Below are 21,609 nucleotides of genomic sequence, written 5' to 3' on the forward strand. Positions count from 1 at the left end.
GACGCCGGGGCGATGTGGGCGGCTTGCGCCAGAAGAAAACTCGATTTCGAGTCGATTTTAAAACAGGTGAACCCGCCTTCGCAGGGATGACACCGTGGCGATGTGGACGGCTTGCCATAAGAAAAAACCGTTCTGCCGCACGGGCCGATACGTCATTCCCGCGAAGGCGGGAATCCATGCCTTCGCGTCACTACAAAACAGAAATATAACGATAAAATCCGGAACCAATGCTCACCTACATCCTGCGCCGCCTGGCACTCATCATTCCGACCCTGCTTGGCATCCTGACGCTCAATTTCTTTATTATCCAGGCCGCGCCCGGCGGGCCGGTGGAGCAGATGATCGCCCGGTTGCAGGGGCTGGACGTTGCCGCCGCCGCGCGGGTCAGCGGATCGGGAGGGGAAACGGCCGGGGCGAATGTCTCAGCGCAGGCGTCCTCCAAGTCCGCCTATCGCGGAGCCCAGGGCCTTGATCCTGACGTGGTGCTGCGCATCGAGCGCATGTACGGTTTCGACAAGCCCCTGTGGGAGCGGTACGTCCAGATGCTGAAGAATTACGCGACGTTCGACCTGGGGGAAAGTTTTTTTCGCAGCAAGGGCGTGCTTGAACTCATCGGCGAAAAGATCCCCGTGTCCCTGTCGCTCGGGCTGTGGAGCACGCTCATCATCTACACCCTGTCCATTCCGCTTGGCATCATGAAGGCCGTGCGCCACGGGTCGCGATTCGACATCTGGACCAGCACGTTCATGATCGTAGGCAACGCCATCCCGGTTTTTCTGTTCGCCATCCTGCTCGTGGTCCTCTTCGCGGGCGGCAGCTACTTGAACTGGTTCCCCCTGCGCGGCCTGACATCTCCGGGCTGGGCCGATTTTTCGCTCCTGGACAAGATCCTGGATTATTTCTGGCATCTGGCCCTGCCCGTCACGGCCATGGTCATCGGCGGCTTCGCGACCCTGACCATGCTGACCAAGAACTCCTTCCTGGACGAGATCGGCAAGCAGTACGTGACCACGGCCCGCGCCAAGGGCCAGACCGAAGGGCGCATTCTGTACCGTCACGTCTTCCGCAACGCCATGCTGCTCATCATCGCCGGTTTTCCAGCGGCCTTCATTTCCATGTTCTTCACAGGCTCGCTTCTGATTGAGGTCATCTTTTCCCTGGACGGCCTGGGCCTCCTGGGCTTCGAGGCGACCATCAACCGGGACTATCCGGTCATGTTCGGGTCTCTCTACATTTTCACCCTGATCGGTCTTTTCACCAAGCTGCTCTCGGACCTGACCTATATGCTGGTCGATCCGCGCATCGATTTCGGCGCACGGGAGGAGCGATGAATCCCATCACCCGTCGCAGGCTGCGCGCCTTTCGCGCCAACGGCCGCGCGTTCTGGTCCCTGTGGATCTTTTTGTTCCTGTTTCTCTCAAGCCTCGGGGCGGAATTCATCGCCAACGACAAGCCTCTGCTGGTCTATTATGATGGTGGACTCTACGCCCCGGTTTTCAAGGCCTATCCCGAAACGGTTTTCGGCGGCGATTTCGAGACCCAGACCGTGTACCGCGACCCCTACGTGCAGGATCTGATACAGGCCAAGGGGTGGATGCTCTGGCCTCCGGTGCGGTACAGCTACCGGACCATCAACTACGACCTGCCCGTGCCCGCCCCGGCTCCGCCCTCGCGCGAGAACCTGCTTGGAACCGACGATCAGGGACGCGACGTGCTGGCGCGCATCATTTACGGGGTGCGTCTGTCCGTGCTCTTCGGCCTGGCGCTGACCCTGGGCAGTTCCGTGGTCGGGGTCTGCGTGGGCGCGATGCAGGGCTATTACGGCGGGTTCATCGATCTGGCCGGACAGCGCTTTCTGGAGATCTGGTCCGGCATGCCCGCGCTCTTCATCCTCATCATCCTGGCCTCCATGGTCGCGCCCGGATTCTGGTGGCTTCTGGCCGTGACCATGCTTTTTTCGTGGATGAGCCTGGTCGACGTGGTGCGGGCCGAGTTCCTGCGCGGCCGCAATCTCGAATATGTACGCGCGGCCAAGGCCCTGGGGCTGCCGGACCGGATCATCATGTTCCGCCACATTCTGCCCAACGCCATGATTGCGACAGTGACCTTCATGCCTTTTATCGTCAGCGGGTCCATCACCACGCTGACCTCCCTCGATTTTCTGGGTTTCGGCCTGCCGCCCGGTTCGCCGTCCCTGGGCGAGCTGCTGGCCCAGGGCAAGAACAACCTGCAGGCCCCCTGGCTCGGGCTGTCGGCCTTCATGGTCCTGGGCACGATTCTGAGCCTTTTGGTCTTTATCGGAGAAGGAGTGCGCGATGCCTTTGATCCACGCCACGGAAGCTAGCCGGATGTCGTCCTCCCCGGGATCCGAAGCGCAGGGCGAAGCCCTCCTGTCCATCCGTGACCTGAACGTGGATTTTTCCGTGGAGGGCCGGACCATCACGGCCGTGCAGGGTGCCTGCATGTCCGTGTATCCGGGAAAGACCTGCGCCCTGGTGGGCGAGAGCGGCTCCGGCAAATCCGTGACCGCCCTGTCGGTCCTGCGCCTGCTCCCGGCCCGGATCGCCCGCACGAGCGGTGAAATTCTCTTCGAAGGGCGCGATATGCTGCGTCTTGACGAAAAGTCCCTGCGCGAGGTGCGCGGCGGGCGCGTGGGCATGATCTTCCAGGAGCCCATGACCTCGCTCAATCCGCTGCACCCCATAGGGCGCCAGATCGCCGAGAACGTGATCCTGCACCAGCCCGGGGCCGATGCGCAAAAGCGCACTCTCGAACTGCTTGATCTGGTCGGCATCCCGGACGCGGCTTCGCGTCTTTCGAGCTTTCCGCACCAGCTTTCCGGTGGACAGCGCCAGCGGGTCATGATCGCCATGGCCCTGGCCAACGACCCGGTCCTGCTGATCGCCGACGAGCCGACCACCGCCCTGGACGTGACCATCCAGGCCCAGGTGCTGGACCTTCTGAAAGACCTGCAAAAACGCCTGAACATGGCCATCCTGCTCATCTCCCATGATCTGGGCGTGGTCCGTCACATGGCCGACGAGGTGCATGTCATGCGCGAGGGCAGGATCGTGGAGAGCGGGACGCGGGACGAAATCTTCCAGAATCCCGGTCACGCCTACACGAAAACCCTGTTGACCAGCACCCCGTCAGGCAGGCCGGGCCCCCTGGCCACGGACGCGCCGACCCTGATCGAGGCCCGGGGAGTGCGGGTCTGGTTTCCGCAGGGCAAGACGCTGCTTGGCCGTCCCATAAGTCACATCAAGGCCGTGACCGACGCGGAACTCTCCATTCGCCAGGGCGAATCCCTCGGCGTGGTCGGAGAGAGCGGATCGGGCAAGACCACCCTGGGCCTGGCCCTGCTGCGCTTGCAGTCTTGCCAGGGCGAGGTGGATTTCGACGGGCAAAGGATCTCGGACCTGCGTGAAGGTCAGATTCGCGCCATGCGTCGCAATTTTCAGATCGTGTTCCAGGATCCCTATGGCAGCCTCAGCCCGCGCATGACCGTCGGCCAGATCGTGGCCGAAGGGCTGGATGCGCACCGTCTGGCCGTGGGGGAGGAACGCCGGGAGCGCATCGCGGAAATTCTGGAGGCAGTGGACCTCGATCCCGAAGCCATGCATCGCTATCCGCACGAGTTTTCCGGCGGCCAGCGTCAGCGCATCTCCATTGCCCGGGCGCTCATCCTGCGTCCCAAATTCGTGGTGCTGGACGAGCCGACCTCTGCCCTGGACCGCACGGTGCAGTTTCAGATCGTGGAACTGCTGCGCAATCTGCAGGACCGCTTCGGTCTGACCTACATGTTCATCACCCATGATCTGGCCCTGGTCCGGGCCCTGTGTCATCGCATCGTCATCATGAAGGACGGACGCATCGTCGAGCAGGGGCCGACCGATACCATTTTCGCAAGCCCGGTCCAGGAATATACCCGCACCCTGCTGGCCGCCGCCCTGGAATAAGGCATGAAGCACGCCCAAAAATTCCTCTCTCCGGCATTTCTTCCGGTCCATTTCTTCTTCGCGACCATCCTGCTTGGCGGAGTGCTGCTGCATCTGCCCATTTCGCTGAACGGAACGCAACTGAGCTGGATCGACGCCATGTTCACCTCGGTATCAGCCACCTGCGTGACCGGCCTTGTCGTCGTGGATACGGGGACCATGTTCTCGACCTTTGGCCTGACCGTCATTGCCTTGCTTATTCAGATCGGCGGCCTGGGAGTCATGACCTACACAAGCCTCGTCTTCTATCTGTGGCGACGGCGCGTTTCGTTGACCGACCGCATCGCGGTGGGGCAGTCCCTGCAGGGGGACCCGTCGTTCAACCTAGGGCGTTTTCTGGTGCGCCTTTTTCTGGTCTGTTTCGGAATCGAGGCTGTCGGTGCCGTGGTCTTTTATTCGCTCGGCCTTGGCGGGGTGGATTGGTTCAGTGCCTTTTTTCATTCCGTGTCCGCCTTCTGCAACGCGGGTTTCAGCCTCTATCCGGACAGCCTGATGCGCTTCTCCGGGAATTTGCCCATAAATCTGCTCTTCATGCTCCTCATTTTTTTGGGCGGGATCGGCTTTCACGTCCTGGTCGAACTTCCCGGATTTCTGGGCTCCGCCTTCAAGGCACGCCGTCTGCGGGACACGCTGAGCTGGCAGAGTTCGCTGGTCATCCGCACCAGCCTGTGGCTGATCCTCATCGGGTGGGTGGTGTTTTTTCTCATCGAGCAGAGGCAGGACGGACTGTTCACGGCGCTGCTGCAGAGCCTTTTTCAGTCCGTCACGGCCCGCACGGCCGGGTTCAACAGCATGGACATCGGGATCATGACCGACACCTCGCTCTTTATCATGATCCTGCTCATGGTCATCGGCGGTTCTCCGGGCTCATGCGCCGGAGGCATCAAGACCACGACCCTGCGCGTGCTTCTCGGTTTTGCCGTTTCCCAGATCAAGGGCCGCGACCAGGTGGTGGTGGATCGCTGCGGCGTTGACGCCCCCACCGTGAACAAGGCCATGACCCTCGTGATCTTCGCCTTTGTTCTCATCATGTGTTCCGTCCTCGTGCTCACTGTGACCGAAGGGGCGAACCAGCCGCACCAGATGGTACGCGGAAAATTCATGGAACTCTTTTTCGAGGCGGCTTCGGCATTCGGCACCGTGGGACTTAGCACCGGGCTCACGCCGACTCTTTCGACCCCGGGTAAATTTGTCATCATGATGCTCATGTTCGTCGGCAGACTCGGTCCCATCGTCTTCTTGACCATGCTTCAGGCATGGCAGACGAGGGAACATTACCGCCGTGCGGAGAAGAGCATGCTCATAGGCTAGGAGGTTTTCATGGCTCGCAGGGAATTTGGCGTCGTTGGTCTGGGCAAGTTCGGCCTGAGTCTGGCAAAGTCCTTGATGACGCACGGCCAGACGGTTGTCGGAGTCGATAGCGATCCGGAGAAGGTCAAGGCCGCTTCGGAGGTCCTGACCCATGCCTACCAGGCCGAGGCGGTGGACAAGGTCGCCCTGGAACAGCTCGGCTTTGGCGAACTGCCGTCGGTCATCGTCAGCACGGGCCATTCCATGGAGGCGAGCATCCTCATCACGCTGTTTCTGAAGGAGCTGGGCTGCAAGAGCGTGACGGTCAAGGCCATGAGTCGCGACCACGAAAAAGTGCTCATCAAGGTCGGAGCCGACGCGGTCATCTTCCCAGAGCGTTTCGCCGCCGAACAGCTGGCGGCCAAGCTGGCCGTGCCGGGCCTCATCGACTATCTGCCCCTGGGCACCAATGTCATCCTCAAGGAAATCATTGTGGAGGATTGGGCAGGCAAGACGCTTCGCGATCTTGACCTGACCAATACCATCGGCATCCAGGTAGTGGCCGTGAAGCGGCTTGAGGAGAAGCAGTTCGTGTTCGTGCCCAAGGCCGACGAGCCGTTGCAGAAGGGCGATGTCCTGGCTGTCATCGGACACGGGGAAGAGCTTTTGGACCTGGATTCCTGATGGGAGGGTAAAGGTGATGGAAGAGGTGAATGCGACGGAAGAGGTGAATGAGATGGCCGCGATGAATGCGATGGGCGCGATGAACACAATGAACGAAACGGACGGGTGATATGGCGCGTGTGCAGATTGAGTTACCTGGGTCCTGGCTTTTCCGGACGAGGATGGACGTGCGGGTGACCGACGTGAATTATGGCGGGCACCTGGGCAACGACCGGGTGCTGGGACTTGCGCACGAGGCGCGGGTGCGCTGGCTGGCGTCTTGCGGCCTGTCCGAGAAGGACGTGGGCGGGGTGGGGCTCATCATGGCCGACGCAGCCCTTGTTTTCCGTGGCGAGGCGTTTCTGGGCGATGAACTGGAGGTGGCTGTCGGCGCCATCGAGGTGCGGCGTTCGAGCTTTGATCTTGTCTATCTTTTGACCCGCCCCGCCGATGCGGTCGAAATCGCCCTGGTCAAGACTGGCATGGTCTGTTTCGATTACTCCGCACGCAAGGTCTCCCGTCTGCCCCAGGGATTGCTCCGATGCCTGGGGAGTGACGCCTGATGCAGTGCAGGATCGCCCACAAGCTCTTTCTGACCGACATCCCGGAGCCCATCAAGACCCAGGTCATGGCCGAGCTGACCCTGGAAAATCCCAAGTGGCTCGAAAACCTGAAGATGGGGCGCACCAACTACAAGGTCTCCCGGCATCTGAAGTTTTATTCCGCACGCACGAACGGAGGGCTCATCCTGCCGCGCGGCTATGGCGGCCGGTTGGCGCGGATCTGCGCGGAGCATGGCGAGGCCGTGGAGTACAAGGACGAGCGGCGCAGCCTGCCGGAAGTGGATTTCACCTTCCACGGGGAACTGCGCCCCTATCAGGATGCCGCCTGCCAGGCCATGCTCAGGCGTCGTTTCGGAACCCTGTGCGCGCCCACCGGAGCGGGCAAGACCGTGTGCGGCCTCTCGCTCATCGCCCGGCGCCGCCAGCCCGCGCTGATCGTCGTGCACACCCGGGACCTGGCCATGCAGTGGGTGGAGCGCATCGAGCAGTTCCTGGACATTCCGGCCCGCAAGGTGGGCATGATCGGCAGCGGCAAAAGCACGGTGGGGGAGGCCGTGACCGTGGCCACCGTGCAATCCGTGTACAGCCGGGCCAAGGATCTCAAGAAGCGCGTCGGCCACATCATCGTCGATGAATGCCATCGCGCCCCCAGCCGCACCTTCACCGCCGCAGTGACCGCCTTCGACTGCGCCTTTTCTCTTGGCCTCTCGGCCACCCCCTACCGGCGCGACGGCCTGACGCAGCTCATCTTCTGGCATCTGGGCGAAATGCACGCCCGCATCGACAGCGATGACCTGATGGACAGCGGGGCCATAATGCGGCCGGAGATCTGCATCCGGCCCACGGCATTCGTGTGCGAGCGCGACCCCACCGAGGAGTACGGCCTCATCATCGCCGATCTGACCGAGGACGTTGCGCGCAACTGCCAGATCGTCGACGAAGTTGCCGTCGAAATCGCGTCCGGGCGTGGAGTGAGCCTGGTCCTGTCCGACCGCAAGTGGCATTGCCGGGTGCTGCAGGAGCTTCTGCTCGAGCGCCACGGGATCAGCGCGGCGGTCCTGACCGGCGACACGCCCTTGCCGGAACGCAAGCGGCTGGTGGATCAGATTCAGTCGAACCGGATCAGCGCGGTCTTCGCCACGGGCCAGCTCATCGGCGAGGGTTTTGACGCCAGCAACCTGACCTCCCTGTTTCTGGCGACGCCCATCAAGTTCAGCGGCCGCCTGATCCAGTATCTGGGCCGGGTGCTGCGTCCGGCAAGCGGAAAAGCTCAACCAAAGGTTTATGATTTTGTGGACGAGAAGGTCGGCGTACTCAATGCGGCCGCCCGGGCAAGGGCGGAGGTTTATGCGGGGATTGAGAGCTAGGCGGGCGGGAATTACCCCTTGAAGAAGCGATCCGCCAGGGTCGTCATGTAGAAGATCTCGAATTCGATCATGTCCGTGTCTTCCCGGCGCAGCCATTCCGCCAGCCAGGCCGTGCGCAGGGCCAGGGTCCAGGTTGGCAGGTGCGGTTCCAGCGTGCTGTCCAGCAGGCCGCGGCAGCGCAGGGTGTCCAGAAAGGCCGTGATGAAGGGGCCGTCCAGCGCGTTTTCATCTTCGCTGCCGACGCAGCCAAGGATCAGGGCCATGTCGTGCAGGACGCATTTTGGTCCGCAGAATTCCCAATCGATGGCCGCCAGGATGCGGTCTTTTCCCCAGATCATGTTCAAAGGATGCGGGTCACCGTGGCAGAAGGCCACGGGCAGAGTCGGGCACGCCGCAAGCCTCTTTTCGACGAGAGTGAAGACGGGGGCGAGCTGTGCGTGCACTTTCGGATGCAAACGCTTGGCGTCGTCAACTATCCTGAGAACATACCCGCGCAGATCGAAGACCTCTTCGTCAATACCAAGATCCCGGCCAACCTGACTCAGGTCGTGCAGAAAGATGGCCAGGGCCTTGCCGCGCCATGCCTCCCGCCAGTAACTTTCCCTGCCGAGTTCAATTCCCGTCAGAAAAGGCGTCAGCTGCCAGTGGCGGCCATCTGCAAGCTGAACATGGCTCCCGTCAAGCCCCGTCAGAGGCACGGCCACAGGCAATTCCCCAAACGCCAGATGAGCGATGCGTTCGGCTACCACCCTTTTGCGCGGCAGTGTTCGGGCGTCCAGTTCTTCAAGGAAAAGTCGGGAATCTCCGGCATCCACAACAACTCGGTACAGACAGCGCTCAGGGCTGCCCTGGATGCGGATTTGGGGATGAATGCCGGTGAAAGGCAGCCCCCAGCGGCTCAGGATGTCGCGCAGAAGTTCGTGGGATGGATGCATGGCGGATGTGCAAAGAAGCGGAGCTTCACCACTTGCGGTTCACGTAGCGGATGACAAAGAAGGCCAGGACGGCGATGACCACGACCATGGCCGCCAGCAGGCCGAAGATGTCCGTGTTCTTGCCCACGAAGCGCAGCGCGCCCATGGTCAGCACGCCGACCACGCCGCCGATCCAGAGCAAGATGGATTGTTTTTTCATTTCGCCTCCGGGAGTCAAAAAAGGGCGGAACACCCATGCGTTCCGCCCCTCCAATATCCAAGGTTGCCTAGTGTTCGGCCGGCTGGTTGGTCAGGCCGAGGTGGTCCAGAAGATGGAAGATCATGGACAGGGTCATGCCTACCACCGTGCCCAGGGCCATGCCCTTGAGCTGCACCGTGCCGATGTGCAGGGCCGTGCCGCTCAGACCCACGATGAGCACCACGGCGGTCAGGATCAGGTTGGCGGGCTTGGAGTAGTCGACCTTGGCTTCGACCAGCATGCGGATGCCCGAGGCGGCGATGACGCCGAAAAGCAGGATGCAGATGCCGCCCATGACGGGAGTGGGGATGGACTGGATGAAGGCCGACAGCTTGCCGACAAAGGCCAGACAGATGGAGATGACCGCCGCGCCGCCGATGACCCACACGGAGTAGACGCGGGTGATGGCCATGACGCCGATGTTCTCGCCGTATGTGGTCACGGGCACGGAGCCCATGAAACCCGACAGGGTGGTGGCGATGCCGTCGCCGAGCAGCGAGCGGTGCAGGCCGGGATCCTTGACCAGATCGCGGCCGATGATGTTGCCGGTGACGACCAGATGGCCGATGTGCTCGGAGATGACCACCAGCGAGGCCGGGATGATGATCAGGATCATGTTGATGTCGAACTTGGGCAGGTACACGGTCGGGAAGGAGATGACCGGGGCCGTGGTGATGGTCGCGAAATCGACCATGCCCATGGCGATGGCCACCGCATAGCCCACGATGATGCCGACCAGGACCGGGATGACCGCCATGAAGCCGCGAAACACGATGGACCCGAAGGCGACGACCAGCAGGGTGACCATGGAGACGATGATGGCGTCCATGCTATAGGCCCCGGAATCGTCGGGCATGATGCCGGCCATGCCCGTGGCCACTCCGGCCAGCTCCAGGCCGATGAGGGCGACAATGGGGCCCATGGTGGCCGGGGGAAGCACGATCTTGATCCAGTCGGATCCGAAGCGACCGATGATCAGCGCCACGGTGCAGAAGATCAGGCCCGAGGCGATGAAGCCGCCCAGCGCGTAGGAGTAATTGCCTCCCCACAGAGCTTGATCTGCGCCGAGAACGACGAAGACAGGAGACAGAAACGCGAAGCTCGAACCCAGAAACGCGGGTGCTTTGCCCTTGCAGAGGAACAGGTAGATGAGCGTTCCGATGCCGTTCATGAGGAGCACGATGGCCGGATCGATCTTGAACAGGGTTGGAACCAGCACCGACGCGCCGAACATGGCGAAAAGATGCTGGAGGCTTAAAGGAAAGCCTTGAAGTAATGGAACTTTTTCATCAACCTGGATAATCCTTCTGCTCATGCGTTTCTCCCTTCGAAAATGATGTGTAGCAAGGCCAAATGGGCCCGTCCCGCGCACATGCCGGATGGGGTCCGCCGTGCAAACCCCAAAACTGCAATGTCCTACAAGCAGGGGGCGGCGTGGTCAAGAAAGGTTGTTGGACGGGGTGGGTCAGGAACCCTGGGAGGAGAGGATTTTTTCGATCACGGCCTGTGCGTGGCCATGCGGATTGCGCAGGTCGGCGATGCGGCCGATGACTCCATGCACGGGCAGCCCGGAGAAGTTTTCGATAGCAGAGCTGTTTTCGGTCCGGTCAAGCTCCAAAACGGCGTCCGTGGGATCGGTCAGGACCACGCCCAGACAAGCGGCCTTGCGGGCCTTCAGGGCTTCAAGGGTCAGCAGGGTGTGATTGATGGTGCCCAGACCGGCGCGGCCGACCACGAGCAGGGTGGCTCCTGTCTGTATGGCCAGATCGAGCATGGTTTTTTGTGCCGTTATCGGTACCAGCAGTCCGCCCGCGCCTTCCACAACCGTGATCTCGTGGCCGGCGGCATGGGCGGCGATGAAGCGGCACAGAGCGTCGAAATCCACGGGATCACCCGCGAAAAGGGGGGCCTTGGGCAAGGGGCGGCAGGAATGGATGCAGTCCGCAGGCGTCATGCCCCCCGGCAGACCGCCGGGTAGCAGGTCGTGCACGAAGGACGCGTCGGAGCCCTGCCCGGGATCGGTACAACCCGTCTGCACGGGCTTGAGGTACACGGCGTCGCGGGCGGCCAGGGCGCGCATGACGAGCAGGCTGACCACGGTCTTGCCTACGTCCGTATCCGTGCCGGTGACGAAGATGATTTTGTCGGTGGTCATGACGCGCTCTCCCTGTGCAGCGCGTTCGAAATGGCGTCGCGCAGCCGAAATATGTCGTCCGTGTCGTGTTCGGCGGTCAGACAGACCCGCAGCATGGCCTGTCCCAAAGGCACGGTGGGGTAGCGGGCCGCGAAGACCAGCATTCCCGCTTCGCGCAGGGCCGTGGCCAGTCGCTGGCAACGATTTTCTTCGCCGACTTCCAGTGCCAGGATGTGAGCCTCTCCGCGAACCTGCAAACCAGCCTCCGGCAGCTCCTTGCAGGCCAGATTTCCAAGCGTGCGCAGGTGCTCGCGCCGGGCTCCCGACTGGCCGACCCGGTCGAGCATGGCCATGACCATGTCCCCGTGCCAGGGCGGCAGGGACGTGGTGTAGATGAAGCCCTGTCCAAAATGGATCAGATGCTCGCGCACGGCCCGGGGGCAGAGGATGAACGCCCCGAACAATCCGAAGGCCTTGCCCAGCGTGCCCACGGCCACATCGGCCACCGCGCGGCCCAGCCCCCGTCCGCCGGGGCCCAGAACACCGAAGGCATGCGCCTCGTCCACGATGCACAGAAAACCGTTTTCGCTTTTGAGCGCTTCAAGGGCCGCAAAGTCCGGGCTGTCAGCGTCCATGCTGAACAGCGATTCGGTCAGCACGGCCTGGGCCGGGTAGGCCATGAGCAACTTGCGCAGATGGCTCATGCGGTTGTGGCGGAAGGTGTGGAACCGCGCCCGGCTGTGACGCACCCCGGCCAGGGTGCTGGTATGGGCGCGCTTGTCGAGCAGGAGCGTGTCCCTTTCGGAAAACAGGGTGGCGATGAGCGTGAGGTTGGCCAAAAAACCACTGCCGAGGATCAGGCAGGATTCGTATCCGAAATAGTCGGCCAGGGCCTGTTCCGCGTCCAGGGTGGAGCGGGTCGTGCCCGTGACCAGGCGCGAGGCGCCGCTGCCGCTGCCGAAGCGTCGGCAAAGCTGCGCCAGGGTTTCGGCCAGTTCCCGGTCCTGGGCCAGACCCAGAAAATCGTTGGATGAAAAATTGAGATGCGCGCGTCCGTCCAGGATGACGCTGGCGCCATTCCGCCCGGTCACGGGCAGAAGCTCGCGACCGAGACCGGCCTGGCGGCGGGCTTCTGTCTCGTTTTTCAGACGCTCAAGGAAATTTTGCTCAGGCATGCGAAACGGCTCTGGAAAATGGTGTCCGGGGTGTCGGAGGCGGCATGCATCCCGATGAGAATCCGGCAGGCCGGTCCGTCATTCACGGTCACGGCGTAGCTTGCGCCGGCCTTGGTTTCGGCGGTGATGTTGGCCCGGATGGTCAGGGGCTCGGCGCCAAGGCCTGGAGCATAGAGGAGGTCGGCCACGGATACAAGATAGGCCTGAACCCTGAAATCGTGGAGCTGGCGCAGATGCATGCCACAGGTCTGGGCCATGGCCTCAAGAGCCAGATAGGGTGGCAGGGATTTGGTGCGGGTCACGATTTGCCGTGCGTCGCAGGACAGGATGGCCTCAAGCGCCCTTGATGGGTCGAATGCAAGAAATTCTAGCTCCAAGGCCGCACCCCCAGACAGGCGTTTTGGCCCCCAAAACCGAAACTTTGCAGCAGGAGGGCCCGGGGGCTGCGCCGCAAGGGTTCGCGCAGCAGGGGCAGGTCGTCCCGGCAAGGGGTTTCAAGCCCGGCGATGGCCGGGAAATGTGCTTTCCCGGCGCAGATGAGGCCAAGCGCAAGTTCCGCGCAGCCGCAGGCCGCCGCCAGATGGCCGATCCTGGACTTGAAGGCCGCGATGCCCATGGCCTGGGTCGTGTTCCGGGCCAGAATTTCCCCCTCCACCGAGTCGTTCAGGACCGTGCCCGTGCCATGCGCAAGGACGCAGAGGTCTTCGGTGCCAAGCGCTTCCAGACAGCGCAGCACTGCGGTGCCGCCGGCGTGTCCGGTGGGGTCGGGACCGGTCAGGCTGCCTCCGTCCAGGGAAGAGGAGGCGCTGACGATCTCGGCCAGAATCCGGGCTCCGCGAGCCCTGGCATGTTCCAGGCACTCCAGCGCGAAGACCGCCCCCCCTTCGCCGATGGCAAAACCGCAGCGGTCCCGGTCAAAGGGCCTGCAGGCCAGTTCCGGGCGATCGAAACCCGTGGCCAGCACTCCGGCCTGTTTGTAGGCGCGAACGGCCTCCGGGGAAAGGCGTGAATCTCCGCCACCGGCCAGGGCCACGTCCGCAAGCCCCGTCGCCACGGCCCGAAAGGCCTGCCCGAGCGCCTGGGTCGAAGCCGCGCAGGCAGTCAGGATGGTCAGGTTTTCGCCGTGTATGCCCAGCATCCCGGCCATGACCGAGGTCACGGTGTTGGGAAGATAGTCCAGAAGCCACAAGGCCTTGTCATCACGTGGGCGGGCCTGCAGATTTGGGCCGAGCCCCAGAAAAAGTCCGGCCTGACCCAGTTCGTCGGGGCCGAGCCCGGCGTCGTCCACGGCCCTGACGGCGGCGGCCAGGCAGAGTTGCTGGCCTCGGGTCAGATAGCGGCCGTTCTTGCAGCGGCTGACATGGGCCTTGAGATCAAAATCGGGGACCGGGCAAATCGCGACCTCCGGATCTGCCACGGAGCGAAGAAAAGGGCCGTGAGGTCTTTGCAGGGCGGAGAAGACGTCCTCCCTGGCGGAACCGAGCGGCAGCACGAACCCGCTGCCGGTGATCACCACCCGGCGCGCGCCGTTCATCTCAGTGCCCTGCCGTGGCGGCCGGGAAGCCCTGAGCATACGCCACCAGATCGCGCACCTGCAGCACCGGTCCGGCGGGCAGGTCGTCCAGGATTTCCTGCACGCGGGGCTCGGACAGATAGGGATATTCCGATTTGAGTGCCGACAGGGCATCGATGTTGTCGCGTCCTGCCCGGTTCAGGATGATGCGCACGTTCTTGAGAAAAATCAGGTCGTCGTCCACGGCGATGCCAAGCCTGTGCTGCATGGCCACCCCAATCTCAAGCAGGTCGATGGATTCGGCTTTTAGAGTGCGGATGACGTAGGTCTCGGGGGTGATCTCCGCCGGGTCCAGGTCCAGGATTTCGGCCAGAATGGAACAGATGCTCGGGAAAGGGTTCATGCGTATTTTTGCGCCGTCAGTCCGGCGTCCATGGTGATGGTTGTGCAGGTCAGGGCCAGGGCCTGGTCGGAAAGAAGAAACAGGAGCGTGCCCGCTGTCTGCTCCACGGTCACGATTTTTTGCGACAGGTCTTGCCGCCTGTCCGTCTTGTCCAGAAAGCGTTCCCCGCGTCCGGCATCGACGAGACCAAGACGCAGGCTCAGGGTCGAAATTCCGCGCGGGCCAAGCTCCAGGGCCAGGCTTTGGTACAGCCCTTCGGCCGCTCTTTTGGTCGCGCCGTAAAAACCCTGGCCGGGGGCGGGCATGGCGGCGGCGGTGGAGGAAAGATGCACGAGCCGCCCGAAACGGCGTGCCAGCATGGACCGGGTCACCGCCTTGAGCAAGAGCAGCCGGTTGGCGATATTGGCCTGGAAATATGTGTCCATGTCGGTTTCGCCTGCGGCCGCGAGGAGTACTTCGTGGTCGGCATGGGCAAGATCGACCAGATAATCCACCCCGGTTTCAAGCAGGGGGGCAAGGGAGGTCTGGCTGGCCTTGTCACCGAGGTCCAGCCACGGGCTCTTGCCCGTCAGTTCCGGAAATTTTCGGTATATGGCGGCTTTTCCGTCTTCCGAGGCGTGTGTCGCGGTGACGGCGAGGCCTTCTTCCAGCAGCAGATTCGTCAGCGCCAGGCCGATGGAGCAGCCGCCTCCGAGGATGAGCACTGTCTTGCCGCGAAAGTCGAGCTTCATGCCGAAATCCTGCCTTGGGCGAAAATCGTGTCGTCGCGTCGCAGGGTGCACAGATACGTCCCCCCTTCCTCCTCGATGCCAAGGACGTATTCCCCTGGAGAAGCGAAACGGGAAAAGGAGAAACGGCGGATGCGAAGCGGTCCCTCATGTCCGAAAAGACTTGAAATGGCCTGCAGGCAAAGACCCGTGACCAGCGAGCCAGGGACTACGGGGTTGCCGGGAAAATGTTCGTTGAAACAGCTGTCGGCCGGATCAAAGGATACCGACATCTGCAGCGGATCGCGGGAAACGAGACTCAAATCCATGTGCCCTGCTCCAGCATTTTTAGATCCGCGTCCAGATCGCGGCCTCTGGTGGTCAGATAGTTGCCGATCATCATGCCGTTGGCTCCGGCCAGGGGCAGCCATGACTGATAGTCGCCCAAGACCCGCTCCCGGCCACCGGCGATGGTGATGTTTGCCTTCGGGAGCATGAAGCGGAACAGGGCTACGGATTTGAGGGCGTCGTGCACGGACAGGAGCGGGCTGTCCTGAAGGGGGGTGCCCGCGATGGGGGAGAGAAAGTTGAGCGGCACCGTATCCACGTCCAGTTCGGCCAGGGTGGCGGCCAGTTCGACGCGCTGCGCCCATGATTCGCCAAGACCGAGGATGCCGCCCGAGCATATGCGCAGTCCGTGCTCCTTGGCCAGGCGGATGGTGGCGATGTCCTCGTCGTAGGAGTGGGTCGTGCAGATGGACGGGAAATGGGAGCGGGCCGTTTCCAGATTGTGGTGATAGCGGGTCAGTCCGGCCTGGGTCAGACGATGCGCATAGTCCTGGTTCAGCAGCCCAAGGGAGGCGCTGAGCTGAAGCGAGGTCCGGGATTTGAGGGCTTCGATGCAGGCGGCGATGCGGTCGATTTCATCACTGGAGAGCATGAGTCCGCTGGTGACCAGTGAATAGCAGCAGGCGCCAGCCTCGTGCATGGCCAGCCCGCGATCGATGAGTTCCTGCAGCGGGAGCAGCGGGTGGGTCGGGCTACCTGTATTGTAATGCCCGCTTTGAGCGCAGAATCTGCAATCCTGGGAACAGGTCCCGGATTTGGCGTTGGTGATGGAGCAGGTGAAGGGACGGTGTCCCATGGCCCGGGTGATGGCGTTCGCCGCGAACAGGAGTTCGGTGGTGTGTCCGTTTTCAAGCTCGGCCAGCAGATTCCCCTGCTCTTCGCTCAAGGGCTTGCCGTCGAGGATCTGGCGGGAAAGACGTGTAATCAGTGGATGCAGCATGGTTTTCCTGTGAGAGGGGCATTAGTCGCGGGGCCTGGGCATTGTCAAATTCCACTGTGTTTTTTCAGCGTCAATCCGAAGAGCCTTTTGACCTCGCAACCCGATTAGGCTACCGAGCACCTGTTATGAATGCAAAGAAAAATTCCGATCCCACGCCCAAGGACCACGCCTCCGTGCAGTGGTTGGCTACCTCCCTGGACAGCCAGCATCCGGCCGATACCGCCGATGAGCTGGAAAATCTGTCGCTGGCGGAACAGCTCGAATACATTCAGGAAATGGACGTGGAGGACGCTTCGGAGTCCATTACCGAAATGGAGCGTCACGATCGCAATGCGCTCATGAGCCAACTTTCGCCGGATTTTGCCGCCGCCATTCTGGAAGCCATGTCGCCGGATGACGCGGCCGACATTCTCGAAGATCTCGACGTCTCCATCCGCGCCCGCATCTTCAAGAAGCTGGAGCGCGAGGACGCCGAGGAAATCTCGGACCTGCTGCAATTCGACCCGGATTCGGCGGGCGGCGTCATGAACACCGAGATCCTGGCCCTGGACCACTCCATGAACGCGCAGCAGGCCATCAACCTGATACGCGACCGGGTCGAGGAAACCGAAATCCCTTATTATGCCTACATAGTCGACGAATTCCGGCATCTCAGGGGCGTCTTGTCCCTGCGGGATCTTCTATTGAGTCCTGGCCGGACGCTGCTCAAAGAACTGCTGCACGAGCAGAACCTGATTTACGTGTCTTTTGACGTGGACAAGGAAGAGGTCGCACGGCTCATCAGCCGCTACAATTTTCTGGCCCTTCCGGTCGTGGATCACGAACAGCGCCTTCTGGGCATGGTCACCGTCGATGACGTCATCGACATCATCCAGGAGGAGGCCAGCGAGGACATGCAGTCCATGGTCGGCGCGGGTCGGGACGAAACCGTGGATTCGCCGTGGACCTATTCTCTGCGCATGCGCCTGCCCTGGCTGATCCTCAATGTGCTCAATTCCGCCGTGTCCGCCTATGTGGTGCATCTGTTCGAGGGGACCATCGCGCAGATGGCGATCCTGGCCGCGCTCATGCCCATCGTCGCCAACCAGGCTGGAAATACGGGCCAGCAGGCCCTGGCGGTCATGATCCGGCAGTTGGCCATGGAACGGTTCAACCGCAAGAAGAGCTGGGTGGCGGTGTTGCGTGAAGCCAAGATCGGAACGGCCAACGGGCTCATTGTCGGCTCGCTGGTTTTTTTCGGCCTCTTCACCTGGACGCATAATCTCGGCCTGGCCGTGGTCATGGCCGTGGCCCTGGGTCTCGACATGCTCATCGGTGCCGTGGCCGGAGCGTCCATTCCTCTTGTGCTCAAGGAAATCGGACGCGATCCGGCCCAGGCTTCAAGCATCTTTCTGACGACCCTGACGGACAGCATCGGCTTTTTCACCTTTCTGGGGCTGGCCGCCGTCTTTCTTTTCTAGAAGGGGCGACCTGGCTGACAGTTGAAAAAATCAAAATACGCAGGCCGCTTAAAAAGGTGAGATGCAAGAAAGCGGAAAAAGTCAGGACGCTCAATGTGTTGCACGCATACATGAACGGTCTGGCCTTTTTCGCTGAGACGGCAGATCTCCTTTTTGGGACGGCCTGCTAGTCCTCCGGCTCCACGGCATCCATAAGATCGATGGTCAGCCGCAGGAAGTCGGCCTCGGTGATAATCCCGCACAGCTTGTCGTCGCAAATCACGGGCAGGCATCCGTACTTCTCTTCCAGCAACAATCTGGCGGCTTCCTTCAAGGAGAGTTCTGCGGTGACGGTGACCACGTCGGTCTGCATGATTTCGCGGATGGGAATTCCAGACTCGATTTCATCCTGGGTCTGACGATCAATGCCGGCCAGTTCGGAGATGGTCGCGGCCAGAATGTCTCGATGCGTGAGCAGACCCGTGAACTTGCCCTGGTTATCGACGATGGGGATGTGGCGGATGCGTGCCAGATCCATCAGATCCTTGGCCGCGCTCAGACTTTCGTTGTGATTGAGGGTGAAGACATCCTTGGTCATGATATTTTTTACCTGGAACATGGCATTCTCCTTTTTGAGCATTCTTTCCGATTCCAGCATCGCGGGCAAGAAAAAGGTTGGCGCGGGCGATGAAGAGCGGTTCACAATGATGTCCGTGTTGACTTGGATGGTGAAATCTGGTTTGCAACCATCTTTCTGGTAATGATTTCCAATGAATCGAGCAGACCGGGAGAGCTTTACGTTGAAGGGATTTCTTCGCAATCGGGAAAGAATGGTGCGGGAGCAGATCGAGGCCAGGGGGATCACCGACGAACGCGTGCTGTCGGTGATGCGTCAGGTTCCGCGTCATCTTTTTGTCGACGAAGCCCTGCAGATGCAGGCCTACGGTGATCATCCAGTGCCCATCGGTCTTGGGCAGACACTTTCCCAGCCATACATCGTCGCCCTGATGACATCGCTTCTGGTCGTCCGTCCGCGCATGCGCATCCTTGAAATAGGCACCGGCTCCGGATATCAGGCCGCCATACTCGCGGCCATGGGAGCGGAGGTCTTCACCGTTGAGCGGATAAAACAGCTCTACATGACCGCCCGCAGCCGACTTTTGCAGATGAAATACTTCAATGTACGGGTCAAGCTCGACGACGGGACCATGGGCTGGCCCGACCTGGGACCCTTTGATCGCATCATCGTCACGGCCGGAGGCCCCGAGGTGCCCGCGCCCTTGCTGGAGCAGCTGACGGACCCGGGCATCATGCTCATTCCCGTGGGCGCGACCCGAAGGGACCAGCGGCTGCTCAGAATTTTCAAGAAGGAAGGGCGCATCCACCAGGAAGATCACGGCTCCGTCGCTTTCGTTGACCTGGTTGGATCGCACGGCTGGTGACCCTTGGTGTCGCGGAGCGTAGAGTCGCTCCTGGTGCATCGATGCGTGCCGTCAATAAACGCCGCGTAACCTTTATATGAATATCTGGCCCAAGCAGTCGCCCGAAACGGCTGCGGATGGTCCATATCCCCGGAGGAAAAATGTCCGAAACCAATTCATCCTGTTCCAGCTGCTCCGGCAAGAACACCCTGGGAACTATCCAGGACAGCCCGGAAACCAAGCTCGAACGTCAGGACAAGGTCATCGCCAGCACCCTGTCCAAGATCAAATACAAGCTTTTCGTCATGAGCGGCAAGGGCGGAGTGGGCAAAAGCTCCGTATCCACCAATCTGGCCGCCGCCCTGGCCATCAAGGGCTACAAGGTCGGGCTGCTGGACGTCGACATTCACGGACCCAGCGTCCCGCATCTGCTCGGGCTGACCGGCCTTTTGGACATCGACCCGCAAAAGGGCATCCAGCCCAAGCGTTACAGTGAAAACCTGGCGGTGGTGTCCATGGAGTCCCTGCTCAAGGATCCCGATCAGGCCGTGCTCTGGAAGGGGCCCATGAAGACCTCGGCCATCCGCCAGTTCGTGTCCGATGTGGACTGGGGCGAGCTTGATTTTCTGGTCATCGATTCCCCTCCCGGCACGGGCGACGAGCCAATGGCCGTGCTCAAGACAGTCCCCGATGCCCTGAGCATCGTCATCACGACGCCTCAAGAAATTTCTTTGGCAGACGTGCGAAAATCGATTAACTTTCTTCAGTATGTGAAAGCGAACATTCTTGGTGTCGTTGAAAACATGAGCGGTCTGATCTGTCCGCACTGCGCCCAGAAGATCGATCTGTTCAAGAAGGGCGGAGGAGAGGAGCTGGCCAGAAAATATTCCTTGCCGTTCCTCGGAGCCATCCCGCTTGATCCGGCTACGGTGGTCGCCGGAGATTTGGGCAAACCCGTGGTAATGCTCGATGTTGAATGTCCGGCCAAGACGGCCTTGCTCGAGTTGGCGGAACGAGTCATCGCCGCCGCTGAAAACAGCCTGGAGGCCGTCTCAAGCAGTCATGTATAGACGATACTGCAAAAAGTCGTGAAAGACCTGGGTGTCTTCCCCCAAAGGCGGGCCATGTCGGGCAATGGCGCGAAATCCATTCTTCGATGGGATGAAGACTTTTTGCAGTGACCTCATGTGTAGGTAAAATGGTGATACGAATTTCATGAAACGTGGCTTAATACTTTCACTTCTTGTTGCCCTACAGTTTTTTCTCTTGGCTGGACAAAGCGTCCACGCCAAAGGAATCTATTATATGGTCAAGGAGGATGGGAGTCTTTGCATAACGGACATTCCTAATTCAAGAAAATATAAGCCGTACAAGTTTCAAAAGACGATCAATTACATACGAAATGCAATCATTGCCTTCAAGCGCGACCACAGAAGCGTTGAAGAAGTGAACAGAATAGTCTCTGGATTATGTTCCAAATATGATGTAGATAAAAAACTCGTGATGGCGGTGATTGATGTTGAGTCCGGATTCAATGCCGCTGCGGTTTCAACCGCGGGAGCGCAGGGCTTGATGCAGATCATGCCCGAAACCGGAAGGGACCTCGATCTTGAGGATCCTTTCGATCCCTCGGAAAATATCGATGCGGGTATCCGTTATCTCAGATATCTACTGGATACTTTTCCTGATAAGCGTCTTGCTGTCGCGGCATATAATGCAGGGCCAAATGCCGTTAAAAAATATGGAGGAATTCCTCCATACGCCGAAACTCAAAACTATGTAGATAAAGTTTGGGCGCGACTTCAACATTATGAATAAAAAAATGATGAACGTACCAAATGCCCTCACGGTGTTTCGAATATTGGCGGTGCCCTTTATTATCGCCTTGCTGTATTTCCCCAACCCGACAACCTGTCTATTGGCGACGGTCTTTTTTCTTATCGCCATCCTTACAGATCTTGCTGACGGCTTCTGGGCAAGAAAGTACAATCAGGTCACTAATTTCGGGAAATTCCTCGATCCACTGGCTGACAAGATACTCATTGCATCGGTCCTGATCATGCTGGTGGAGTTGAATTGGATTCCGGCATGGATCGCGATCGTTGTCATTGTCCGGGAATTGCTTGTCACCGGATTGCGGGCCATAGCCGCAGACAAGGGCCAAGTTATCGCGGCAGACAAATATGGAAAGATGAAGACAATCATGCAGAGCGTCGCGCTGGTCCCGCTCATTTATCACTACCCGTTCTTTGGTATCGACACTGCGCAATTGGGCTTTTTGCTGCTGCTTGTCGCGGTGGTGCTCACTTTGTACTCGGGGTGGAATTATCTTTTCGGCTTTTATCGGATTTGGGGTGACTGAACTTTGCATTTTGTTTCTCTTAATTTTAGTGTATAGATACCCCCAACGTATTTGAACTGAAGGGTGCGACAAGAATCTGCTTGCCTATCACAGATTTTCATTTTTTGCGGACA

24 protein-coding genes are annotated in these 21,609 nt (G+C 60.5%); 12 read left to right on the forward strand and 12 right to left on the reverse strand.

The features are described from left to right. The first annotated feature begins 227 nt into the window (after nt 1-227). From BMZ40_RS13030 to BMZ40_RS13060, 7 genes are all read left to right on the forward strand, one after another. The gene (locus BMZ40_RS13030; protein ID WP_092376526.1) at nt 228-1,331 is read left to right on the forward strand and encodes a microcin C ABC transporter permease YejB; all 1,104 of its coding nucleotides are present in this window, start codon (nt 228-230) and stop codon (nt 1,329-1,331) included. Then, a complete protein-coding gene (locus BMZ40_RS13035) occupies nt 1,328-2,344 on the forward strand; it encodes an ABC transporter permease (protein WP_092376666.1) in 1,017 nt (338 codons plus the stop codon). Before BMZ40_RS13030 ends, BMZ40_RS13035 begins: the two co-directional genes overlap by 4 nt. Next, nucleotides 2,316-3,959 (forward strand): ABC transporter ATP-binding protein, encoded by a 1,644-nt coding sequence (locus BMZ40_RS13040; protein ID WP_092376529.1) that lies wholly within the window; start codon nt 2,316-2,318, stop codon nt 3,957-3,959. The genes BMZ40_RS13035 and BMZ40_RS13040 overlap by 29 nt, the downstream gene beginning before the upstream one ends. Before the next feature lie 3 nt (nt 3,960-3,962). Continuing rightward, nucleotides 3,963-5,309: a TrkH family potassium uptake protein gene (locus tag BMZ40_RS13045; protein ID WP_092376532.1), complete on the forward strand. Its 1,347-nt coding sequence runs from the start codon at nt 3,963-3,965 to the stop codon at nt 5,307-5,309. Between the two features lie 9 nt (nt 5,310-5,318). Then, on the forward strand, nt 5,319-5,972 hold the full coding sequence (locus BMZ40_RS13050; protein ID WP_092376535.1) for a potassium channel family protein: 654 nt from the start codon (nt 5,319-5,321) through the stop codon (nt 5,970-5,972). 110 nt (nt 5,973-6,082) lie between these two features. Continuing rightward, nucleotides 6,083-6,514: an acyl-CoA thioesterase gene (locus tag BMZ40_RS13055; protein ID WP_092376538.1), complete on the forward strand. Its 432-nt coding sequence runs from the start codon at nt 6,083-6,085 to the stop codon at nt 6,512-6,514. Beyond that, nucleotides 6,514-7,881, forward strand: coding sequence for a DEAD/DEAH box helicase (locus BMZ40_RS13060; protein WP_092376541.1), 1,368 nt, complete (start codon nt 6,514-6,516; stop codon nt 7,879-7,881). Before BMZ40_RS13055 ends, BMZ40_RS13060 begins: the two co-directional genes overlap by 1 nt. Nucleotides 7,882-7,892: 11 nt before the next feature. Here BMZ40_RS13060 and BMZ40_RS13065 read toward each other — a convergent pair whose 3' ends face one another. The 11 genes from BMZ40_RS13065 to bioB all read right to left on the reverse strand — a co-directional run bounded on the left by BMZ40_RS13065 (nt 7,893) and on the right by bioB (nt 16,274). Continuing rightward, nucleotides 7,893-8,816, reverse strand: coding sequence for a phosphotransferase enzyme family protein (locus tag BMZ40_RS13065; RefSeq protein WP_092376544.1), 924 nt, complete (start codon nt 8,814-8,816; stop codon nt 7,893-7,895). 25 nt (nt 8,817-8,841) lie between these two features. Continuing rightward, nucleotides 8,842-9,015 carry a hypothetical protein gene (locus tag BMZ40_RS19645; protein ID WP_177193171.1) on the reverse strand — a complete coding sequence of 58 codons (174 nt, stop codon included), beginning with the start codon at nt 9,013-9,015 and terminating at the stop codon, nt 8,842-8,844. Nucleotides 9,016-9,082: 67 nt separating this feature from the next. Then, nucleotides 9,083-10,369, reverse strand: coding sequence for a uracil permease (gene uraA / locus BMZ40_RS13070; protein WP_092376547.1), 1,287 nt, complete (start codon nt 10,367-10,369; stop codon nt 9,083-9,085). A 150-nt stretch (nt 10,370-10,519) separates the two neighbouring features. Next, entirely contained in the window at nt 10,520-11,209 is a 690-nt protein-coding gene (gene bioD / locus BMZ40_RS13075; RefSeq protein WP_092376550.1) for a dethiobiotin synthase, read from the reverse strand. After that, entirely contained in the window at nt 11,206-12,363 is a 1,158-nt protein-coding gene (locus BMZ40_RS13080; RefSeq protein WP_092376553.1) for an aminotransferase class I/II-fold pyridoxal phosphate-dependent enzyme, read from the reverse strand. The genes bioD and BMZ40_RS13080 overlap by 4 nt, the downstream gene beginning before the upstream one ends. Continuing rightward, nucleotides 12,333-12,740: a hypothetical protein gene (locus BMZ40_RS13085; protein ID WP_092376556.1), complete on the reverse strand. Its 408-nt coding sequence runs from the start codon at nt 12,738-12,740 to the stop codon at nt 12,333-12,335. The genes BMZ40_RS13080 and BMZ40_RS13085 overlap by 31 nt, the downstream gene beginning before the upstream one ends. Continuing rightward, nucleotides 12,731-13,897: a beta-ketoacyl-[acyl-carrier-protein] synthase family protein gene (locus BMZ40_RS13090; RefSeq protein ID WP_177193172.1), complete on the reverse strand. Its 1,167-nt coding sequence runs from the start codon at nt 13,895-13,897 to the stop codon at nt 12,731-12,733. Before BMZ40_RS13090 ends, BMZ40_RS13085 begins: the two co-directional genes overlap by 10 nt. Before the next feature lies 1 nt (nt 13,898). Beyond that, nucleotides 13,899-14,279, reverse strand: coding sequence for an acyl carrier protein (locus BMZ40_RS13095; RefSeq protein ID WP_092376562.1), 381 nt, complete (start codon nt 14,277-14,279; stop codon nt 13,899-13,901). Continuing rightward, nucleotides 14,276-15,010: an SDR family NAD(P)-dependent oxidoreductase gene (locus tag BMZ40_RS13100; RefSeq protein WP_092376566.1), complete on the reverse strand. Its 735-nt coding sequence runs from the start codon at nt 15,008-15,010 to the stop codon at nt 14,276-14,278. Before BMZ40_RS13100 ends, BMZ40_RS13095 begins: the two co-directional genes overlap by 4 nt. Then, a complete protein-coding gene (locus BMZ40_RS13105) occupies nt 15,007-15,315 on the reverse strand; it encodes an ApeI family dehydratase (protein WP_092376569.1) in 309 nt (102 codons plus the stop codon). The genes BMZ40_RS13100 and BMZ40_RS13105 overlap by 4 nt, the downstream gene beginning before the upstream one ends. Continuing rightward, entirely contained in the window at nt 15,306-16,274 is a 969-nt protein-coding gene (gene bioB / locus BMZ40_RS13110; RefSeq protein ID WP_092376572.1) for a biotin synthase BioB, read from the reverse strand. The genes BMZ40_RS13105 and bioB overlap by 10 nt, the downstream gene beginning before the upstream one ends. A 125-nt stretch (nt 16,275-16,399) precedes the next feature. On the opposite strand from bioB, the gene mgtE reads away from it, so the two are divergent. Beyond that, a complete protein-coding gene (gene mgtE, locus BMZ40_RS13115) occupies nt 16,400-17,734 on the forward strand; it encodes a magnesium transporter (protein WP_092376575.1) in 1,335 nt (444 codons plus the stop codon). Between the two features lie 166 nt (nt 17,735-17,900). Here the strand turns inward: mgtE and BMZ40_RS13120 are convergent, their stop codons facing one another. Next, on the reverse strand, nt 17,901-18,332 hold the full coding sequence (locus BMZ40_RS13120) for a CBS domain-containing protein (RefSeq protein WP_092376578.1): 432 nt from the start codon (nt 18,330-18,332) through the stop codon (nt 17,901-17,903). Between the two features lie 151 nt (nt 18,333-18,483). Between BMZ40_RS13120 and BMZ40_RS13125 the strand changes: the two genes are divergently transcribed. From BMZ40_RS13125 to pgsA, 4 genes are all read left to right on the forward strand, one after another. Next, nucleotides 18,484-19,155, forward strand: a complete 672-nt coding sequence (locus BMZ40_RS13125) for a protein-L-isoaspartate(D-aspartate) O-methyltransferase (protein WP_092376581.1) — start codon at nt 18,484-18,486, stop codon at nt 19,153-19,155. A 140-nt stretch (nt 19,156-19,295) separates the two neighbouring features. Then, a complete protein-coding gene (locus BMZ40_RS13130) occupies nt 19,296-20,204 on the forward strand; it encodes an Mrp/NBP35 family ATP-binding protein (RefSeq protein WP_092376584.1) in 909 nt (302 codons plus the stop codon). Between the two features lie 145 nt (nt 20,205-20,349). Continuing rightward, a complete protein-coding gene (locus BMZ40_RS13135; protein WP_245751114.1) occupies nt 20,350-20,952 on the forward strand; it encodes a lytic transglycosylase domain-containing protein in 603 nt (200 codons plus the stop codon). 4 nt (nt 20,953-20,956) lie between these two features. Next, nucleotides 20,957-21,496, forward strand: a complete 540-nt coding sequence (gene pgsA / locus BMZ40_RS13140; RefSeq protein WP_092376589.1) for a CDP-diacylglycerol--glycerol-3-phosphate 3-phosphatidyltransferase — start codon at nt 20,957-20,959, stop codon at nt 21,494-21,496. Nucleotides 21,497-21,609: the final 113 nt, after the last annotated feature.

The sequence above is a fragment of the Desulfomicrobium apsheronum genome (genome assembly GCF_900114115.1).
In the GTDB taxonomy this organism is placed as follows: domain Bacteria; phylum Desulfobacterota; class Desulfovibrionia; order Desulfovibrionales; family Desulfomicrobiaceae; genus Desulfomicrobium; species Desulfomicrobium apsheronum.

Bases quoted from the DNA above. Each gene is read 5' to 3' on its own strand.
- BMZ40_RS13030 (WP_092376526.1), top strand. From the start codon at position 228: ATGCTCACCTACATCCTGCGCCGCCTGGCACTCATCATTCCGACCCTG.
- BMZ40_RS13035 (WP_092376666.1), top strand. From the start codon at position 1,328: ATGAATCCCATCACCCGTCGCAGGCTGCGCGCCTTTCGCGCCAACGGC.
- BMZ40_RS13040 (WP_092376529.1), top strand. From the start codon at position 2,316: ATGCCTTTGATCCACGCCACGGAAGCTAGCCGGATGTCGTCCTCCCCG.
- BMZ40_RS13045 (WP_092376532.1), top strand. From the start codon at position 3,963: ATGAAGCACGCCCAAAAATTCCTCTCTCCGGCATTTCTTCCGGTCCAT.
- BMZ40_RS13050 (WP_092376535.1), top strand. From the start codon at position 5,319: ATGGCTCGCAGGGAATTTGGCGTCGTTGGTCTGGGCAAGTTCGGCCTG.
- BMZ40_RS13055 (WP_092376538.1), top strand. From the start codon at position 6,083: ATGGCGCGTGTGCAGATTGAGTTACCTGGGTCCTGGCTTTTCCGGACG.
- BMZ40_RS13060 (WP_092376541.1), top strand. From the start codon at position 6,514: ATGCAGTGCAGGATCGCCCACAAGCTCTTTCTGACCGACATCCCGGAG.
- BMZ40_RS13065 (WP_092376544.1), bottom strand. From the start codon at position 8,816: ATGCATCCATCCCACGAACTTCTGCGCGACATCCTGAGCCGCTGGGGG.
- BMZ40_RS19645 (WP_177193171.1), bottom strand. From the start codon at position 9,015: ATGAAAAAACAATCCATCTTGCTCTGGATCGGCGGCGTGGTCGGCGTG.
- uraA (WP_092376547.1), bottom strand. From the start codon at position 10,369: ATGAGCAGAAGGATTATCCAGGTTGATGAAAAAGTTCCATTACTTCAA.
- bioD (WP_092376550.1), bottom strand. From the start codon at position 11,209: ATGACCACCGACAAAATCATCTTCGTCACCGGCACGGATACGGACGTA.
- BMZ40_RS13080 (WP_092376553.1), bottom strand. From the start codon at position 12,363: ATGCCTGAGCAAAATTTCCTTGAGCGTCTGAAAAACGAGACAGAAGCC.
- BMZ40_RS13090 (WP_177193172.1), bottom strand. From the start codon at position 13,897: ATGAACGGCGCGCGCCGGGTGGTGATCACCGGCAGCGGGTTCGTGCTG.
- BMZ40_RS13095 (WP_092376562.1), bottom strand. From the start codon at position 14,279: ATGAACCCTTTCCCGAGCATCTGTTCCATTCTGGCCGAAATCCTGGAC.
- BMZ40_RS13100 (WP_092376566.1), bottom strand. From the start codon at position 15,010: ATGAAGCTCGACTTTCGCGGCAAGACAGTGCTCATCCTCGGAGGCGGC.
- BMZ40_RS13105 (WP_092376569.1), bottom strand. From the start codon at position 15,315: ATGGATTTGAGTCTCGTTTCCCGCGATCCGCTGCAGATGTCGGTATCC.
- bioB (WP_092376572.1), bottom strand. From the start codon at position 16,274: ATGCTGCATCCACTGATTACACGTCTTTCCCGCCAGATCCTCGACGGC.
- mgtE (WP_092376575.1), top strand. From the start codon at position 16,400: ATGAATGCAAAGAAAAATTCCGATCCCACGCCCAAGGACCACGCCTCC.
- BMZ40_RS13120 (WP_092376578.1), bottom strand. From the start codon at position 18,332: ATGTTCCAGGTAAAAAATATCATGACCAAGGATGTCTTCACCCTCAAT.
- BMZ40_RS13125 (WP_092376581.1), top strand. From the start codon at position 18,484: ATGAATCGAGCAGACCGGGAGAGCTTTACGTTGAAGGGATTTCTTCGC.
- BMZ40_RS13130 (WP_092376584.1), top strand. From the start codon at position 19,296: ATGTCCGAAACCAATTCATCCTGTTCCAGCTGCTCCGGCAAGAACACC.
- BMZ40_RS13135 (WP_245751114.1), top strand. From the start codon at position 20,350: ATGAAACGTGGCTTAATACTTTCACTTCTTGTTGCCCTACAGTTTTTT.
- pgsA (WP_092376589.1), top strand. From the start codon at position 20,957: ATGATGAACGTACCAAATGCCCTCACGGTGTTTCGAATATTGGCGGTG.